16 protein-coding genes are annotated in these 17,719 nt (G+C 65.6%); 4 read left to right on the forward strand and 12 right to left on the reverse strand.

Annotated features, from left to right (window positions below):
* Positions 1 to 15: 15 nt before the first annotated feature.
* The gene (locus IVB13_RS19155; RefSeq protein WP_018456889.1) at positions 16 to 1,173 is read right to left on the reverse strand and encodes a GGDEF domain-containing protein; all 1,158 of its coding nucleotides are present in this window, start codon (positions 1,171 to 1,173) and stop codon (positions 16 to 18) included.
* A 433-nt stretch (positions 1,174 to 1,606) separates the two neighbouring features.
* On the opposite strand from IVB13_RS19155, the gene IVB13_RS19160 reads away from it, so the two are divergent.
* The 4 genes from IVB13_RS19160 to IVB13_RS19175 all read left to right on the forward strand — a co-directional run bounded on the left by IVB13_RS19160 (position 1,607) and on the right by IVB13_RS19175 (position 5,737).
* Entirely contained in the window at positions 1,607 to 2,173 is a 567-nt protein-coding gene (locus IVB13_RS19160) for a sigma-70 family RNA polymerase sigma factor (protein WP_247490054.1), read from the forward strand.
* Positions 2,170 to 2,865 carry a hypothetical protein gene (locus IVB13_RS19165; RefSeq protein ID WP_247490056.1) on the forward strand — a complete coding sequence of 232 codons (696 nt, stop codon included), beginning with the start codon at positions 2,170 to 2,172 and terminating at the stop codon, positions 2,863 to 2,865. Before IVB13_RS19160 ends, IVB13_RS19165 begins: the two co-directional genes overlap by 4 nt.
* Positions 2,866 to 2,880: 15 nt before the next feature.
* Complete coding sequence (locus IVB13_RS19170) at positions 2,881 to 4,587, forward strand: S8 family serine peptidase (RefSeq protein ID WP_247490058.1); 1,707 nt, start codon at positions 2,881 to 2,883, stop codon at positions 4,585 to 4,587.
* 508 nt (positions 4,588 to 5,095) lie between these two features.
* Positions 5,096 to 5,737, forward strand: coding sequence for a TIGR03809 family protein (locus IVB13_RS19175; protein WP_018456886.1), 642 nt, complete (start codon positions 5,096 to 5,098; stop codon positions 5,735 to 5,737).
* A gap of 27 nt (positions 5,738 to 5,764) precedes the next feature.
* Here the strand turns inward: IVB13_RS19175 and IVB13_RS19180 are convergent, their stop codons facing one another.
* From IVB13_RS19180 to folK, 11 genes are all read right to left on the reverse strand, one after another.
* Positions 5,765 to 7,135 carry a TIGR03808 family TAT-translocated repetitive protein gene (locus IVB13_RS19180; RefSeq protein ID WP_085352260.1) on the reverse strand — a complete coding sequence of 457 codons (1,371 nt, stop codon included), beginning with the start codon at positions 7,133 to 7,135 and terminating at the stop codon, positions 5,765 to 5,767.
* Between the two features lie 92 nt (positions 7,136 to 7,227).
* Complete coding sequence (locus IVB13_RS19185; protein ID WP_018456884.1) at positions 7,228 to 7,881, reverse strand: pyroglutamyl-peptidase I; 654 nt, start codon at positions 7,879 to 7,881, stop codon at positions 7,228 to 7,230.
* Positions 7,878 to 8,867 (reverse strand): methylmalonyl Co-A mutase-associated GTPase MeaB, encoded by a 990-nt coding sequence (gene meaB, locus IVB13_RS19190; protein ID WP_247490060.1) that lies wholly within the window; start codon positions 8,865 to 8,867, stop codon positions 7,878 to 7,880. Before meaB ends, IVB13_RS19185 begins: the two co-directional genes overlap by 4 nt.
* Before the next feature lie 51 nt (positions 8,868 to 8,918).
* Complete coding sequence (locus IVB13_RS19195; RefSeq protein WP_247490062.1) at positions 8,919 to 10,433, reverse strand: tripartite tricarboxylate transporter permease; 1,515 nt, start codon at positions 10,431 to 10,433, stop codon at positions 8,919 to 8,921.
* A gap of 4 nt (positions 10,434 to 10,437) precedes the next feature.
* Complete coding sequence (locus IVB13_RS19200) at positions 10,438 to 10,932, reverse strand: tripartite tricarboxylate transporter TctB family protein (RefSeq protein ID WP_007608177.1); 495 nt, start codon at positions 10,930 to 10,932, stop codon at positions 10,438 to 10,440.
* Positions 10,933 to 11,106: 174 nt separating this feature from the next.
* Positions 11,107 to 12,099 carry a tripartite tricarboxylate transporter substrate binding protein gene (locus tag IVB13_RS19205; RefSeq protein WP_247490064.1) on the reverse strand — a complete coding sequence of 331 codons (993 nt, stop codon included), beginning with the start codon at positions 12,097 to 12,099 and terminating at the stop codon, positions 11,107 to 11,109.
* Between the two features lie 366 nt (positions 12,100 to 12,465).
* The gene (scpA, locus tag IVB13_RS19210) at positions 12,466 to 14,622 is read right to left on the reverse strand and encodes a methylmalonyl-CoA mutase (RefSeq protein ID WP_247490065.1); all 2,157 of its coding nucleotides are present in this window, start codon (positions 14,620 to 14,622) and stop codon (positions 12,466 to 12,468) included.
* On the reverse strand, positions 14,619 to 14,804 hold the full coding sequence (locus tag IVB13_RS19215) for a hypothetical protein (protein WP_018456878.1): 186 nt from the start codon (positions 14,802 to 14,804) through the stop codon (positions 14,619 to 14,621). The genes scpA and IVB13_RS19215 overlap by 4 nt, the downstream gene beginning before the upstream one ends.
* Before the next feature lie 9 nt (positions 14,805 to 14,813).
* Positions 14,814 to 15,278 (reverse strand): GFA family protein, encoded by a 465-nt coding sequence (locus IVB13_RS19220; RefSeq protein ID WP_007608185.1) that lies wholly within the window; start codon positions 15,276 to 15,278, stop codon positions 14,814 to 14,816.
* Positions 15,275 to 17,146 (reverse strand): methylmalonyl-CoA mutase family protein, encoded by a 1,872-nt coding sequence (locus tag IVB13_RS19225; RefSeq protein WP_247456208.1) that lies wholly within the window; start codon positions 17,144 to 17,146, stop codon positions 15,275 to 15,277. The genes IVB13_RS19220 and IVB13_RS19225 overlap by 4 nt, the downstream gene beginning before the upstream one ends.
* A gap of 81 nt (positions 17,147 to 17,227) precedes the next feature.
* Entirely contained in the window at positions 17,228 to 17,719 is a 492-nt protein-coding gene (folK, locus tag IVB13_RS19230) for a 2-amino-4-hydroxy-6-hydroxymethyldihydropteridine diphosphokinase (RefSeq protein ID WP_018456875.1), read from the reverse strand.

Raw genomic sequence — 17,719 nt, forward strand, 5'->3', positions numbered from 1 at the left:
GAGAAAATGGATTGATCAGCTGGTTGCAATGCGGTTGCGCCCCTGTGCCTTGGCGGAATAGAGCGCGCTATCGGCGCGCACGAGAAACGTGTCGGCGGTATCGTTGTCGCGCAGCGTCACGACGCCCGCGGAAATGGTCACGCGCATGCCCGGGGAGAATGCGCTCCAGTCCAGATCGGCGACGATGCCGCGCAGCCGATCGAGCGTGCGCGATGCCGCATCGCCGTCCGTCCCCGGCAGCAGCAGCAAGAATTCCTCGCCGCCGTAGCGGCCGAAGCAGTCGGCCGGGCGGATGTTGGCGAAAATGGTGATTGCGAAGGTGCGCAGCACCTCGTCGCCGACGGGATGGCCATGGGCGTCGTTGATGCGCTTGAACCAGTCGAGATCGATGAGTGCGATCGCGCAAGGGGTCGATGTCTGCCGCGATTTTTCGATCTCGGCGTCGAGAAGCCGCATGATGCAGCGGCGGTTGTAGGAGCCGGTGAGTTCGTCGAGCTCCGCCAGCTCCTCGATGCGCTGATAGGCGGCCTTCAGCTCGATGCTGCGCCGGTACAGGATCTTGCGCAGCGTGGCGCCGAACAGGCCGAGGAAGGCGCACTGGCCAATCACCAGCACGAAGCACAGCATCGAGGCGGCCCGTTGCAGCTGGGTCGTAACCGGCAGTCCGATTGGCAAGTCCGAGGCGAGGAAGACCAAGGCGAGCCCGCAAGTGGCGAGGCCCCAGGTGAGCATCGCCTGGCTCGATGTCATACGAAGCGTGCCGAAGGCGAAGATCAGAAACAGCACGGCAAGGAACGCAACTCCGACTGTCGGCACCGCGAGCAGGAACAGCAGCTGCAGCGACATATGCGCCGAGATCTGGAAGACGGTGAGGTAATGATCCTCGAACCGGTCGCCGAAGCCCGCTTCCGACAGCACGGTGAAGGTTCCGATGGTCAGAAGGCCGCCGAGCCAGAACAGTGACGGAACGCCCATGGAGATGACGCCGTCATAGGCGTAGAGCAGCAGGACGGAGGCGCCGAGCGAGTAGCTCGCCACCTGGCCGACATACATCTGGCGCCGCTGCCGGATCCGGCGCGCCAGGACCTCGGGTGCCGCAGCCGCGGTCGTCAGGGCGAGATCCGCGGCCTCAGCGGCATTCCTCTCGGGAAAGGACGTCGCAGCCGTGCTCATGGTCCCGCCCAATGGTGGATGTCAGCCCAAAAATCTACGTGGCAAGCCTTTAGGTTTGGTATCCTTCGAAACCGAATCCACGCTGTGCAGCGCAGGAGCGGGGACGTCGAGCGGCCGAGGAATTTGCCGGCCATGAGGCGTCGTGTGCGACGCGGTCGAGCCAAAGCAGGGCTTCGGAAGACATATGTCGTGCTAGGCTGCTAAGGTTCCATGCACGTCGGCCCCTCTATGCTGGACGGCATTGCTCAGGAAAGTGCTTCATTACTATGTTACCGTTCTTGAGCGCGGCGCCCAGCCGCGGGTGGCAAAAGGAAATTTCGCGTATGTGGGGTAGATCACACAGCCTCCCGTATGACTGCGGTAGGCTGAACAATTTTACCCCTCCCGTCGAACCGTCTGCCGCATCGACCCGACCAATCTTGCGAGACGGCCTTTGAGCGTGACACAAGCGGCTTCGGACGAGATCCTGATCGCCAGGATCGCTCAAGGCGACCGGCTCGCCATGCAGGTGCTGTACGGGCGGCACCATGTCAGGGTGTATCGGTTCGGCCTTCGGCTCGTGCGGGACGAGCAGGCGGCGGAAGACCTCATCAGTGAGGTATTTCTCGACGTCTGGCGTCAAGCCGGCAAGTTCGAGGGCCGATCCGCCGTTTCCACCTGGCTGCTGGCCATTACCCGATTCAAGGCCCTGTCTGCGCTTCGGCGCAGGAAGGATTTTGAGTTGGACGACGCCGCGAACGCGATCGAGGACACGTCCGACAATCCGGAAACGGCGGTGCAGAAGAAGGATACCAGTGAAGCGTTGCGGGAGTGTCTGACGGGCCTCTCGCCGGATCATCGGGAAATCGTCGATCTCGTCTACTACCACGAGAAATCCGTGGAAGAGGTGGCCGAAATCGTTGGCATCCCGGAGAACACTGTGAAGACGCGCTTGTTCTATGCGCGCAAGAAATTGGCCGAACTGCTGAAGGCAGCCGGCATTGAGCGAGGCTGGCCATGATGGCTTTGAGCAAGAAGATGCTGGAGCAAGAGCCCGGTGAAATTGAACTGCTGCTGCCGTGGCACGCCGCGGGCACGCTGAACCCGCGCGATGCGCGCCGCGTCGACGAGGCGCTGGCGCGCGATCCCGAGCTCGCGAAGCAATATGCCGCGATCCGCGGCGAGTATGAAGAGACCATCCATCTGAACGAGAGCCTGGGTGCTCCGTCGGCACGTGCGATGCAGAAGCTGTTCGCGGCGATCGACGCCGAGCCGGCGCGGGCGGCCGGTTCGTTGCCGCTGGCGGCGCGAATCGCCACCTTCTTTGCGAGCCTGTCGCCGCGCACGCTGGCGTGGTCGGCTGGTCTTGGCGCCATGGCGCTCGTGCTGCAAGCCGGAATCATCGGCGCCGTGTTGACGAAGACCCAGACTGCGACCTTCCAGACTGCTTCGCTCTCGACCAGCGCTCCGATCACACGCGACCTCGGCACGACCGTCCCGCCAGCGCGCGCGTTGGTACGCTTCACGCCCGAGGCGCGCGTCGCCGACATCACCGCATTGCTCGACGGCTACCAGGCTTCGATCATCGGTGATGCCAAGGGCGGCATGTTCCGCCTCCAGTTCGACAAGGCGATGAGCCGTGACGAACTCAACTCGCTGCTTGGCAAGATGCAGCGCGAGAAGTTCGTCAATCTCGCCGTCGCGGCGCCGTAAGGCGCTTCCAAGCTGATGACGCGCAAGTCCGAAAGTGGAGTAAGAGCCGGGGTCTGCGCTTCGTCGGTCGCAGCCGCGCTTTTGCTCGCCGCCTGTCTCGGCGTCGAGGTTGCGCAGGCGCAGGCGATCATGCGCACCCCGACGATCAGCGTCCCCTCTCGAATGCCGACCATTTCTCCTGGCATCGCCGCACGCGTCAGTCCGGGCGTTACAGCCAGAGCGGTGGCCGTCGGCCGCGGTCCCGGTCCGATCGTGACGACGAGGATTTCGGCGCGGATGGGGCCGACGCCGGTGCTGCCTTATGCGCGCTACTCCCCGAACCTCTATCCCGCCTGTACCGCGCCCGATCGCGACGCCGCCGGCGAATGCCTGGCGCAGCAGAACGCAGGCGGCGATGGCTCGGGCAAATCGGGCAAGAAGACCGCCGGAAAGCGGCGCGGCAACAACGCGCCCGTCGCCGCGGATTTGCGTACCTTCGCCGACGAATTCGTCGCAGAGATCGATGGCGGGCTGTCGTCGACCGAGGCCGACGAGCTTGCGCGTCGCCATGGCCTGACTCGCGTGACTTCCGAGAATTTTCCGCTGATCGGGGCAACGTTCGGACTGTTCCGCATCACCGACGGCCGGCCCTCCGCGACGGTGCGGCGTGAATTCGCGGCCGACGGCAGCGTGCGCTCGGTCCAGCCGAACTTCCGCTACCTGCTCCAGGACCAGAAATCGTCGGTGCCGACCGAGGGAGATCCCGCGCAATATGCGCTGGCCAAGCTCCGCCTGCCGCAGGCACATACGCTGGCGCATGGCGCCAATGTGACGGTTGCCGTGATCGACTCCGGCATCGACGCCCGACATCCGGAACTTGCCAATTCCATTGCCGACAATTTCGATGCGCTCGGTAGCGCCGAAGGCCCGCACATTCATGGCACCGGCATTGCAGGCGCCATCGTGGCGCATGCCAAGCTGATGGGCAGCGCGCCCGAGGCGCGCATCATCGCCATCCGCGCCTTCGGCGGCACCACCGGCGGGGCCGAGAGCTCGTCCTACATCATCCTGCGCTCTCTGAACTATGCCGCCGAGCACGGCGCGCAGATCGTCAACATGAGCTTTGCCGGTCCCAAAGACGCGGTGATCGAGCGGGCCATCGCGGCGACCGCCGCGCGTGGCCTGGTGCTGATCGCAGCCGCCGGCAATGCCGGCGCGAAGTCGCCGCCGCTCTATCCGGCCGCCAATCCCAACGTGATCGCGGTCAGCGCAACCGACCAGCAGGACCGGCTGTTCACCGCCTCCAACCGTGGCAACTACATCGCGGTCGCGGCTCCCGGCGTCGATATCTTCCTGCCGGCGCCTGACGGCAAATACCAGATGACGTCGGGCACCTCGTTCTCGGCCGCGTATGTCTCCGGCGTCGCAGCGCTGCTGCTCGAGCGCAACTCCGCCTTGAAGCCGGAAGCGCTGCGCACGGCGCTGGCGAAGACGGCGCGTGACCTCGGTTCACCCGGGCGTGATGATCTGTTCGGCGATGGCGAGGCCGACGCGTTTGCCGCGGTCATGGCCGTTCCCGCCGCCGGCGCGACGCCGGTCGCGGCCGCATCCGGTACAACAAAACGTGAAGATATCGAGAAGCGTCGCGACGAGCCTGGCATCCGCGCATTAGAGCAACCCTCGTTGTCGAGCACCGAGGATAAAGCCACGGTTTCTCAGGCGGATAGGCCGGCGACGCGATAACGGCTGCGACAACTTTGCGCGCGGCGCGAAGGTTGAAAAATCAAACGCCGCATTGAACGTTCGGCCCGCTGCCACGACCAAATTATGTGGGAGCGGTTATCCCTCCCCATAAGTCATATCAGGCGCGAGCGCCCATCCACCCCAAGCGCCCATATGGCTCGACCCGTCCGGTTGTCCCCCCGGACGGGTCTTTTCTTTTTGGGCGTCCAATCCCTCGAAGCCTGCGCGAGATCAGCTTCCGGTTGAGAGATCGTGGCTCACTCATCGCCACTGCTCCGCCGGCACGCCGCAAGCGCGCTATGCTTGTGCGAAGCTTGACTCCAAAACCGCTTGAATCTCCGCACGACTACGGAGTTTGGCGACGAAAACATCGTCGTTGCTGGACAAGTCAAAACTTTTCCACAAAATATTCACGTCGCGTCTAAATTGATTCGTGTGCGTTGCGTCGCGTCCGTATTTTCTCCTGACGGGCTGATTTATGACACATCGCCAAGAGGCTATTCGCGACGTGGCTATTGGCCGCGACATTGCGGCACGCTGGTGCGCTCTCGCCGAGCAGCGGCTGGTGCATCTCTCCGAGATGTTCGAGACCGGGCGCTGGCGCCGCTATCACTCCGAGATCGCATTTCTCGAAAACATCCAGGAAGCGAAGCTCGCCGTCCAGACCTGGCGCGCCCTTGCCACCGGCGCTGACGTCGCCACGGCGGCCGCGAGCGTGTCGCCCGCATTCGGCTGGTCGCCGGCGACCATGCCCCGCATGTTTCCGCGCGAGCAGCAGGCGCAGACAGTGCAGCCGAAGGCCGTGCACATCGTCCCGGAGACCGCCGTGCCGGTCAGGCTCGATCCCAAGCCGGGCGTTCTCGCCGACATCTCCGAAGCCCCGGCCGCGCGGGTCGCCGCGCCTGCCCCGATGGCACCGCTCCAAGTGCCGGCTGCCATGGCGCCGCCCACCGCGCCCGTCGCGATGACGGGGCCCAAGGTGCCGGCCGCGACGGCAGCGCCCAAGGCGCTGGCTGCGATGGCGGCGCTTCTGCCGCAGTTCTCTCCGCCGGCAGCCGAAATTGTCGCAGCCCCCGAGCGCCTGGTTGAGTTCACCTTCAGCCTCGACGGGCTCGAAGCGAAGTATCCACTGCTGCGGAACGCGTTCTAGCGTTCGGGAGGAGGCGAGCAGCGGCAGCTATCGCCGCACCGCATTCCCGCCGACCACCAATTGCGCAAACCGCTGGGCGCCGTCCACCGACAGATCGGACGTCACGGCGCGCGCATGATCGAGCCCGACCACGGCGCCGCGCGGGGTTTCCGAGATCATGTTGTTGTTGACGAGCGCGGTGCCGGCGCCGGGCACGACGGACACCCCGACGCCGGCCAGTGCCTTGCGGATCACGTTGCCCGTGATCGCGACGTCGCGGAGATATTTGCCCCAGCCGGCGACGATGCCGTAGGACGGCGCGTTCTCGATCACGTTGCCGGTGACAGATGAATCCGCCTCGATGTAGATGCCGATGCCGGCATCGTCATCCGGCGCGGTGCCGATCGGCCGCTTCGGGATCAGATTGCGGATGATGTTGCCCTGGACCACGGCGATGCGGCCGCCTTCGTTGAAATTGCAGACGGAGACGCCGACCGCGGCGCCGTCCACAATGTTGTTGGCGATCACCGCGGCCTCGAAAGCGAATTCCGAATAGAGCGCGACCTCGCGCACATCGCTGACGCTGTTGCCGGTGATGTGGATGTTCGAGGCCGAGTTGCCGCGCACGGCGGAGTAATCGCAGTTCTTGATGCGATTGCCGCGCACGATGACGTTGCCGGCGCGGAACGTGTTGATGGCGTTGCCGTACTGGCCGGAGCCGCCGGGGCCGGCCTTGATGTCCTCGATGCGGTTATCGGTGACCAGCGTGCCGTCATCGCCGATGGCCGTGCGCAGGATCTCGATGCCGTTGTCGTTGGTGCCGGTGATGGTGTTGTGGGAGACGCTGAGACCCCTGGCGTCGAACGACACCACTGCCGTCACCGCGATGTTGGTAAAGATGTTGCCCGAGATGTCGCCGGAGACCTGCTCGAGCCAGATGCCGCTGCCGCCGGAGCCGGTGATCGCGCAATCGGTGATGCGGACGTCGCGTCCGCCGAGGATCTGGATCAGCCCGCGCCGCGTCGGCAGCGGAATGCCACCGCCGTCAAAGGTGATGCCGGAAAGGCCGATTGCATCGGAGCCGTCGCTCTGGATCGCCGAGGCCCCGCCGGTGAAGACGAATTTTGTCGCGCCGCGCACGCCGATCAGTTGCGCGCCATTTGGCAAGCGTAGCAACCCACTGCGGTAGATGCCGGGTGGCAGCGCTAGCGGCATCTGCGCCCGCGCAGCCTCGTCGATCGCCCGCTGGAGCGCGCGGGTCTGATCCTCGCTGCTGCCGGGCCGCACGCCATATTGCGTGGCATCGCGGCCGAGCAGCGACGTCAGCGGCGCCGCACGCGCTGCGTCGGCTGGTATCGCGAGCGCGCCGGCGAGGCCTGCGGTCGATGCTCCAATGAGATGGCGGCGATTGAGGTCCATGACGCGTCCTCCGGCGGACGCGGGGGTCCGCGCTGGTTAGGTAGCGCAGGGCGGCTAGTCGCGTGAGGATTGTTCGCGGTAGGGTTAAATGTTTACACAGTCGTGTTCCGAGCCTTCCGTGCCAACTGTACCATCTCCATCAGCATCGCTTCCCCGGCGTCCACCAGTTCCTCCAGCGTGATCCGCGGCGCGCCCTTGCGGCGCACGGCGCCACTGCGCGCGAGCAGGGGAATATGGATAAATGCGGCGAGCTTTGGCCCGCCGCCCCTGACGTTTTCGATCGCGCGCCAGCTCAGGTAATTGCAGAGATAGGCGCCGGCGTCGCGCGAGGGCCGCGCGTCGATGCCGGTGAGGCGGGCGGCGCGCAGCAGCCTTGCGGTGTGCGGGCCGAAAATCAGCGCGTCCGCATTACCGGCGATGCCGCGCTTGCTCGAGCGGGTGTTGGCGGCATCGGGCCAGAGCATGGTGACGGCGTTGCGCGCGCGGCTCTCGATGCGCAGATAGGGCGTGCGTGCGGCGAGGCCGAACATCAGCAGCGCGTCGGGCTTCTCTTTCGCGAGCACCTCCGGCAATTGCCGGTCCACCGCGGCATAGGTGACTGGGAAGATGTGGCTGGAGATCGCGGCATCGTCGAGTGCGGGACGGCGCAATTGCACCAGCCGGGCGACCAGCGGCTGGGTCGGATTGTAGGGCGCGCCGGGGAACGGGCCGAAGGCGGTGAGGAGAACGCGGAGCTTGTCGCTCATTGCAGCAACTCCAGGATTTTTTCGGCGGCGAGCGCCGGCGTGAGACGGCCGTCGGCCACCTCGGTCTCGATCTTCCGGACCTTGGTCCGCACCGACGCCTCGCTGCGCAACCGCGCCAGCATGCGCTGCTCCAGCATCGACCACATCCACTTCACCTGCTGCTCGCGCCGCCGCGCGGCGAAATCGCCGGAGGCGTTCATGGCCTTGCGATGATCGAGGACCTTTTGCCAGATCTTCGCGATGCCGTCGCCGGTCAGCGCCGAATAGGTCTCGACCGGCGGATGCCAGTGCTCGGAGCGTGGCGTCAGGATATGCAGCGCGCCGCGATAATCGGCGGCGGTGATGTTGGCGCGCTTGAGATTGTCGCCGTCGGCCTTGTTGATCGCGATCATGTCGGCGAGCTCGACCAGGCCCTTCTTGATGCCCTGCAATTCGTCGCCGCCGCCTGGCAGCATCAAGGCCAGGAAGAAATCGGTCATGTCGCAGACCGCGGTCTCGGACTGGCCGATGCCGACGGTCTCGACCAGCACGACGTCGAAGCCGGCCGCCTCGCACAGCAGCATCGCCTCGCGTGTCTTGGCCGCGACGCCGCCGAGCGTGCCCGAGGACGGCGAGGGTCGGATGAAGGCATCGTCGGAAGCCGACAGCCGGGCCATCCGCGTCTTGTCGCCGAGGATCGAGCCGCCGCTGCGGGCTGAGGACGGATCGACTGCGAGCACCGCGATCTTGTGACCCTGTTGGATCAGATGGATGCCGAGCGCGTCGATGGTGGTGGATTTGCCGACGCCGGGCGAGCCGGTGATGCCGACGCGGAGCGCTCTGCCGGTGTCAGGCAAGAGCATCTGCACCAGCTCGCGCGCCAGCGCCTGATGGTCGCTGCGCCGGCTCTCGACCAGCGTGATGGCCCGCGCCAGCGCCGCGCGGCTGCCGGCGCGAAGGTCATGGGCGAGGGATTTGATGTCCAGTGAAGGCTTTTTCTCAACCATGCCCTGCTTTACAACGCCCGCGTGGGGCAGGCGAGGGCCGCCCGCCCGATGTCACCGGGATGTCGCCGCCACTCCGGTCCGCACCGGTTTCAGCTTTCGCCACGCCCAGACCATCACCGGCCACAGCAGCGCCCCGATCGCCATGGCGGCGAGGATCGCGGCCACGGGGCGCTCAAAAAACGGCAAAATGCTGCCGTCCGACTTGATCAGCGAAGTGACAAAAGCCTGCTCGACCATGGTGCCCATGACGATGCCGAGCACCATCGCGGCGACGGGATAACCGTTGGCTTCCATGACATAGCCGATCACGCCGAAGGCGGCCACGGTGACGACGCCGAACATGTTGTTGCCGATAGCGAACGAGCCGACTGCGCAGCACAGCATGATGATGGGCATGATGGCGGAGCGCGGTGCCAGCAGGATGTAGGCGGCAACCCGGATCGTGGCGATGCCGAGCGGGATCATCAAAATGTTCGCGATGATGAACATCAGATAGATCGCGTACATGCTCGACGCTTTCTCGGTGAACAGCGTCGGTCCGGGGTTGAGCCCCTTCATGTAGAGCACGCCGATTGCGATCGCGGCGATGGTGTCGCCGGGGATGCCGAACAGCAGCGACGGCACCCAGCCCGAGGCGATACTGGCATTGTTGCTGGCGCCGGCCTCGACCAGGCCCTCGACATGGCCGGTGCCGAACTTTTCCGGTTCCTTGGAGAAGCGCTTCGACATCGCATAGGACACCCAGGCGGCCATGTCGGCGCCGGCGCCGGGCAGTACGCCGATGATGATGCCGACGATGTTTCCGCGCGTCATCTGCCAATGGTATTTCTTGGTCAGCTTCCACTGACCGGCCATGATGCTTCCGAATTTGCGCCGCGGCAGCGGCGGCGGCTCGGGCGTCAGCATCGCGCGCATCACCTGGGCGACCGCGAACACGCCGACCAGCGCGGGGATCGGCTCGATGCCGCCGAACAGATCGGTGAGGCCGAAGGTGAAGCGCGGCACGCCGCCGGGATTTTCGATGCCGACGCAGGAGACCAGCAGACCGAGGAACATGCCGGCGATCGCCTTCACCGGCGAGGAGCGCGCCACCAGCGTCGCGCACATCAGGCCGAGCAGCGCCAGCCAAAAATACTCGAAGGTCGAGAACGACAGCGCGATCTCGGCGAGCGGCGGCGCCAGGATCATAAGCGACAGCACGCCGGCGATGCCGCCCACGGCCGAGAACCACACGCCGGCCCCGAGCGCCAACTCGGCCTGTCCCTTCCGGGTCATGGCGTAAGCCTCGTCGGCATAGGCGGCGGAGGCGGGCGTGCCGGGGATGCGCAGCAGCGCACCCGGGATGTCGCCGGAGAAGATCGCCATCGAGGAGGCGGCGACGATGGTCGCAATCGCCGCGATCGGCGAGAGATAGAAGGTGACGGGGACGAGCAGGGCGGTTGCCATCGTCGCCGACAGGCCCGGCAGCGAGCCGATCACGAGCCCGTACACGGAGGCTGCGAACATCGCGATGATGACCTCCCAGGTGGAGATCAGTGCGAACGCTTCAATCAGGGTTTTCAGCATGGGGTCACCAGGGTGTCGGCAACAGGCCGGCGGGAAGCGGCACGCGCAGCAGCTTGCCGAAGATGAGGTGGATGGCGAACGGCGCCAGCGCTGCGAGCGGCAGCGCTAGCTTCCACTTCGCCCCCAACGCGGTCGAGGTGACGTAGACCATGATCGCCGCGGTGATGATGAAGCCGAGCCGGTCGGCCGCGACCACGTAGAACAGCAGCAGCGCCGGCGGCAGCAGCGCGCGCAGGCCGTACAACTTTCCCTGAGGCGGCGGGGCAGCCGCTGCCTGGCCATCCTCGAGCGGGATCAGCTCTTCCGCCTCTTCGAAGGTGTGACCGATCCCGAACACGATCGCGAGCCCGCACAGCGCAAGCCCAATGCCGATCACGAGCGGAAATACGTTGGGGCCGACCGGCTGCCCGGGCACCGGCGGCAGCAGCCAGCCGCCATAGGCGGCTGCTGTGCCGAGCACGACGAGAAACGATCCCGTGACGGAGTCGGGAAGGCGCATGGGAGGATCCTATGAGATTTCTTATCCCTCACCCCGTTCTTACGGAGAGAGGGTGGGGTGCGGGGCTGCGTGCACGATGGCAGTGAAAGCTGGACTCGCGGAGCCTCCCCCTCACCCGAATTTGGGCTGCGCTCAAATTCGACCTCTCCCCGCAAGCGGGGAGAGGTGACAAGATCACGCCTTGCTCAGACCCGCCGCCTTCATCGCTTCGCCCATCTGGGCGTCGCCCTTGTCCATGAAGCTTGCGAACTGGCCGGCATCGCCCCACACGGTGCCGAAGCCGCGATTGCTCATGAAGTCCTTGAACTCGGCGGAGTCGTAGACCTTCTGCAGCGCCGCGGTGAGCTTCGTTGCGATCTCCGGCGGCAGGTTCTTCGGCCCGGCGATGCCGCGCCAGGCGCCGGTCGCGTAGTCGATGCCCATTGCCTCCTTCAGCGTCGGCACCTCCTTAAAGATGGGATTGCGCGCCGGCGCCATGATAGCAAGGCTCCTGGCCTTGCCGGCCTCGATGATGGCGCGAGCTTCCGGCACTGAGCAGGTGGTGAGGTCAAGGCCGCCGGCGGCGAGGTCCTGCATCGCGGGTGCGGCGCCGTTGGACGGCACCCAGGCGACCTGGTTGGCAGGCAGGCCCATCGCCTGCATCCAGCCGACCAGCGCCAGATGCCAAATGCCGCCCTGGCCGGTGCCGGAGGCCTTGAACTTGCCGGGAGGGGCCGCCTTGATGGCTTCCGCGAGCTCCTTCACCGTCTTGTAAGGCGAGGAGGAGGAGACCTGGATGCCCGGGGGGTCTTCGTTCATCAGCGCCAGCGGGGTGTAGCTCTTCGGCGCCAGCTCGGTCAGCCCTTGCCAGTGCATCATCGAGATTTCGACGGTGAGCATGCCGATGGTGTAGCCATCAGGTTGCGCGGTCGCGATCGCGGTATGGCCGACGACGCCGGAGCCGCCGGTGCGATTGACCACGTTGAAGGGCTGGCCGAGATCCTTCTCCAGAAGCGCTGCGACAATGCGCGCGGTCGCGTCAGTGCCGCCGCCCGCGCCCCAGGGCACGATCACGGTGACGGGCCGCGCTGGATAGGCTTGCGCGCGTACGGGTGTGAGACCGAATGCGGCGGATGCCGCGACTGCGGCAGATGAAGCCGCAAAGCTGCGGCGCGTAATCTTGGACATCAATGCCTCCCAGCGGCGCCCACGACGTCGGGCGCTCTTGTCTATGGCGACATTCTAGTCGGCTTTGCGGCGCGGCTGCAAGGTAGCGCTACCAGCGCTCTGCGGGCAACGCGGCCCTCATGCGTGGAATAGTGGAAGGCGAGGCCGGGAGTCTTGCCCGCCTCGGTTGAGGACGCAAACGTCACCGCGCCCATCTGAGCAGGCTCCGCTTCAATTCCGCGAACCAGTCGTCGCAGTCGCGCTCGCATCGCGCTTCATCTTTGCGACCATGAGCGATGCAGTCACCCCCTTCACCATTGCGGTCATGGCGGCGTCGTTGTCGGCGGTCTCGGTGAAGAATGGGCGGATTGCCGAGCGGCGGCCGAATTACTCTGCCGCCTCGCTATGCCCGAGCCGGGCGTTCAGCTTGCGGATCAGCTCCTCGGCCGCGTCCGCGATCACCGTGCCCGGCGGGAAGATGGCTTCCGCGCCGGCCGCGTAGAGCGCATCGTAATCCTGTGGCGGCACCACGCCGCCGACGATGATCATGATGTCGTCGCGGCCCTGCTTCTTCAGCGCGGCCTTGAGCTCCGGCACTGCGGTGAGGTGGGCGGCGGCAAGCGAGGAGACGCCGAGGATGTGGACGTCGTTCTCGACCGCTTGGCGCGCGGCTTCGTCGGCGGTCGCGAACAGCGGCCCAATGTCGACGTCGAAGCCGATATCGGCGAAGGCCGACGCGATCACCTTCTGGCCGCGGTCGTGACCGTCCTGACCGATTTTTGCGACCAGGATGCGCGGACGGCGGCCTTCCGCCTCCTCGAAGGCGTCGATCAGCGCCTGAACCTTCTCGACCCGGTTACCCATGCTGGACGCCTCCCGCTTGTAGACGCCGGTGATGGATTTGATTTCGGCGCGGTGCCGGCCGAACACCTTCTCCATCGCGTCCGAGATCTCGCCGACGGTTGCCTTCGCGCGCGCAGCGTCGATGGCCAGCGCCAACAGATTGCCGTTGCCTTCGCCCGCCGAGCGCGTCAGCGCGGCGAGCGCGGCCTCGACGTCCTTTTGGTTGCGTTCGGACTTCAGCCGCGTCAGCTTGTCGATCTGGAGCCGGCGGACATTGGTATTGTCGACCTTGAGGATATCGATCGGAGCTTCGTCCGTCGGCTTGTATTTGTTGACGCCGATCACCGCCTGCTTGCCGGCGTCGATGCGGGCCTGGGTCTTGGCCGAGGCTTCCTCGATGCGCAGCTTCGGTACGCCGGCCTCGATCGCCTTGGCCATGCCCCCGAGCTCCTCGACCTCCTGGATGTGGCCCCAGGCCTTGGCGGCGAGGTCGCGGGTGAGACGCTCGACATAATACGAGCCGCCCCAGGGATCGATGATGCGGGTGGTGCCGCTCTCCTGCTGCAGGAAGAGCTGCGTGTTGCGGGCAATGCGCGCCGAAAAGTCGGTCGGCAAAGCGAGCGCCTCGTCGAGCGCATTGGTGTGCAGCGACTGGGTGTGGCCTTGCGTCGCCGCCATCGCTTCCACAGTCGTGCGCATCACGTTGTTGAAGACGTCCTGCGCGGTCAGCGACCAGCCGGATGTCTGGCAATGCGTGCGCAGTGACAGCGAGCGCGGATCCTTCGGATTGAAAGGCTTCAGCAGCTTCGCCCAGAGCAGCCGCGCGGCGCGCATCTTGGCCACTTCCATGAAGAAGTTCATCCCGGTCGCCCAGAAGAACGACAGCCGCGGCGCGAAGCGGTCGACATCGAGGCCCGCCGCAAGGCCGGCACGAAGATATTCGACGCCGTCGGCCAGCGTATAGGCGAGCTCGAGGTCCTGCGTCGCGCCGGCCTCTTGCATGTGATAGCCGGAGATCGAGATCGAATTGTATTTCGGCATTTTTTGCGAGGTATACGCAAAAATGTCCGAGATGATCCGCATCGAAGGCGCGGGCGGATAGATGTAGGTGTTGCGCACCATGAACTCTTTCAGAATGTCGTTCTGAATGGTCCCTGAGAGCTTCTCCGGCGGCACGCCCTGTTCCTCGGCGGCCGCAACGTAGAGCGCGAGGATCGGCAGCACCGCGCCGTTCATGGTCATGGACACGCTCATCTGGTCGAGCGGAATGCCCGCAAACAGCGTGCGCATGTCGTAGATGGAATCGATGGCAACGCCGGCCATGCCGACGTCGCCGCCGACGCGCGGATGGTCGCTGTCATAGCCGCGATGGGTGGCGAGATCGAACGCGACCGAGAGGCCCTTCTGTCCGGCCGCGAGATTGCGGCGGTAGAACGCGTTGGAGTCCTCCGCGGTGGAGAAGCCGGCATATTGCCTGACCGTCCAGGGCTGGTTGACATACATGGTGGGGTAGGGCCCGCGCAGATAAGGCGCGATGCCCGGATAGGTATCGAGGAAGTCGAGCCCGGCCAGATCGGCCTCGCTATAAGCGGGCTTCACCAGAATGCCCTCGGGCGTCAGCCACGGCTCGGCGCTGCCGGTCGGGGCGCCGGCGGCGGCGCGCTCGAAGGCGACGTCGGCGAAATTGGGAATGCGGGTCATTCCTTGGGATCCTCAAACCTGCGATTGCGCTCAATCAGCTTTTGCACATTTTTCTTGTAGACGGGATCGTCCAAGCGGCTCTGAGTAATTTGGCCGGTCCCAACCCAGAGCAGCCGCGCGAACAGCTTCCCAATCTTCCATTCTGCCAGACCGAGCAACGTTTGTCCGAGCAGCTGAAACATGGCGGCGCCTCAATCATGGTCCGGATGCTGATGGCTGACGATGGTCGCCATCTTCTCCGGTCCGTAATTCTGCTGCGTGGTCTGGCTTGGAAGATTGGCGATCCCGACCACCCAGCCGAGACGGGACTCGGTGCCGAACTGCCGCGTCGGCACCACGTGGTCCGGGCGGTCGAACGCGCCGGTCATGATCTCGATGCGGTCGCCGTCGATGCGGCCGAAGCTCAACGGCGTGCCGCAGGCGGCGCAAAAGCCGCGCTCGGCGATGGAAGAGGAGCGGAAGAACGACGGCTTTCCCTTGGTCCAGGCGAAGTCCGTCTTGTTGATGTCGGCAAAAGAGGCGAACGGCGCGCCGCTGGCCTTCTGGCACATTCGGCAGTGGCAGATCGAAACCCTGTTCGGCGCCGTCATGACTCCAAAGCGCACTGCCCCGCATTGGCAGCCGCCGGTGAGAACGGGTTTGCCTGCTTCCGTCATAGCTGCTCCATCCGTCGATACGTGTTTTGCAGCGTCGCAAGCGCATCGGCACCGGCAAAGACGAAGCCGGTGACGCCGGCTGCACGCAGCGCCGCCTCGGCCTCGGTCGGGCGGCCTGCCAGATAGATAAGTCGGGCCCCGGCGGTTTGCAGGGCCTGCGCCGCGGCTTCGGCGTGTTCCGCATAAACCTTGTCGCTGGAACAAAGACAGGCGAGCCCGGCGCCGGAGGCCTTGAAGGCGGCAGCCAACTGGGCCGGATCGGCGAAGCCCTGGCTGTCGACGGCCTGGATGCCACCGGTCTCGAACAGGCTTTTGGCAAAGGTCGCGCGCGCCGTGAAATCAGCGGGCGTGCCGAGATTGGCCAAGAACACTTTCGGCCGCGCACCGTGTGCCTTGAAGGCCGCATCGGATTCGTCCCGCAGCGCCTCGAACGGTTCCGCCAGCCGGATCGGCGGCAGCGCGTCGAACTTGTATTTTTGCTCGCCATAAGGCGCCAGCGCGATCGGCGTCGCCTTCAACACCGCAGTTTCGTTCTCGTGCAGGTTCGGAAACTCGCTGGCGCCGGTCAGCACGTCGCGGCGTTTTGCGATGTTGGCGTCGCGGGCTTTTCGCGCAGCCGCGACCTTGCTCTGGAACAGGCCCTGCTGAAGCGCAGCGAAGGCGCCGCCGGCTCTCTCGCTCTCCTGGAAGAGCGCCCAGGCCGCGTCGCAGAGCTGGCCGGTCAGCGTCTCGATGCCGCCTGCGCCTGCCGCGGGATCGCTGACCTTGGCGAGGTTGCTCTCTTCCAGCAGCACGAGCTGAGTATTGCGCGCCACGCGCCGCGCGAATGGATCGGGCAGGCCGAGCGCCAGCGTATGCGGCAGCACGGTGACCGCGTTGGCACCGGCAAGTCCGGCCGCAAACGTTGCCATGGTCGCGCGCAGCATGTTCACATAGGGATCGCGCTGCGTCAGCATGCGCCAGGCGGTATCGGCGGCGATGTACAGCGGTTTTGGCGTGAGCCCGCACGCCGTCTCGATACGCGCCCACAGCAGCCGCAATGCGCGGAATTTTGCCATGGTGAGGAACTGGTCTGCATCTGCGGCAAGCCGCGCATAGACCATGCCCTGCGCCTGCTCCAGAGGAACGCCCGCGCCCTCGATCGCGCGGAAATAAGCGACGCCGCAGGCGAGCGCGAAGGCGAGCTCCTGCGCCTCCGAGCCACCGGCATCGTGGATCACGCGTCCGTCGGCCGATGTAAACGGCCCCTTGAAGCCGAGCGCGGAGAGGCCCTTGACGCCGCCGGTGATGGCCGGAACGATCTCATCCCAGGTATAGGGGCTGTGGCCCCACACCGCGCAGGCCGCGAGCGGATCGAGCCCGAAGCGGATGTCGCAGGCCCCGGGATCGATGCCCTTGCTCTTCACATATTCCGCGACGTGGATCGCCGCCATCCGTGATTGCGGACCGATCTCGAGCTCGAGGCCGATGCCGGCATCGAGATGGACGTCCTTCAAGATCCTTGCGACTGCGTCTGCGGTCGGTTCCAGCCCGAAACCGTGAGCGGCATTGCCGCCGGCGAACACCAGCGCCAGACCCGTCGCACCATTTTCGAGATCGGTCAGTGCCTGCGCATTCGCCGCACTTGCATCGGGATGGTCGATCCGCTGCATGATCCGCCAGGGCGCCGCCGCCGGCCGGCCCACCACGGGCGCAACACCTTTGGCGCGCGGATAGAGCGGATCGATCTTGAGTCCGTCATAGGTCTTGCCGACCAGCTTCTCGAACGGCGCGCCCTTTAGCACGCCATCGACCAGCTTGCGCCAGTCGTCGACGGTCGCCTTGGGAAAATCCGCCGCCAGCGGCAGGTCGTCAGTCGCGGAGGTCATGCGGCGAAGGGCTCCCGAAAATCTTGTTGTTCGCAGGCGAAATTGGCACGGCCGGCCGTCCCTGCAAACGGTTGTTTTTGGTTAACCGGTATCCGGAAGCCGCTCAATGCCTTGTGTCGAGACGCTGGCGAGACCGTCATGGACACGAATGCCTGCGATCACGCGGTCGGGCGCGATCTCGGCCAGCGGCACCAGCACAAAGGCGCGCTCGAATAGGCGCGGATGCGGCAGGGTCAGGTCAGGCTTCTGCATCGACACATCGTCATAGGCGATCATGTCGAGATCGAGCGTGCGCGGGCCCCAGCGCCGCTCTTTATCGCGGGTGCGGCCGAATTTCTGCTCGACCTTCTGCATCACGAACAGGAGCGCATGCGGATCAAGGCTGGTCTCGATCTCGATGCAGGCGTTGATGAAGGGAGCCTGGTCCTCGTCGCCCCAGGGCGGCGTCGCATAGTCCGACGAGCGCGCGATCAAAGCGGCCTGCGCCATGCCGCAGATATGGGCGATTGCCTTCTGGAAGGTCGCGCGGACATCGCCGACATTGCCGCCGAGCGCAATCAGGACGCTCGCCAT

The sequence above is a fragment of the Bradyrhizobium sp. 17 genome (assembly GCF_023073515.1).
Classification (GTDB): Bacteria; Pseudomonadota; Alphaproteobacteria; order Rhizobiales; family Xanthobacteraceae; genus Bradyrhizobium; species Bradyrhizobium canariense_D.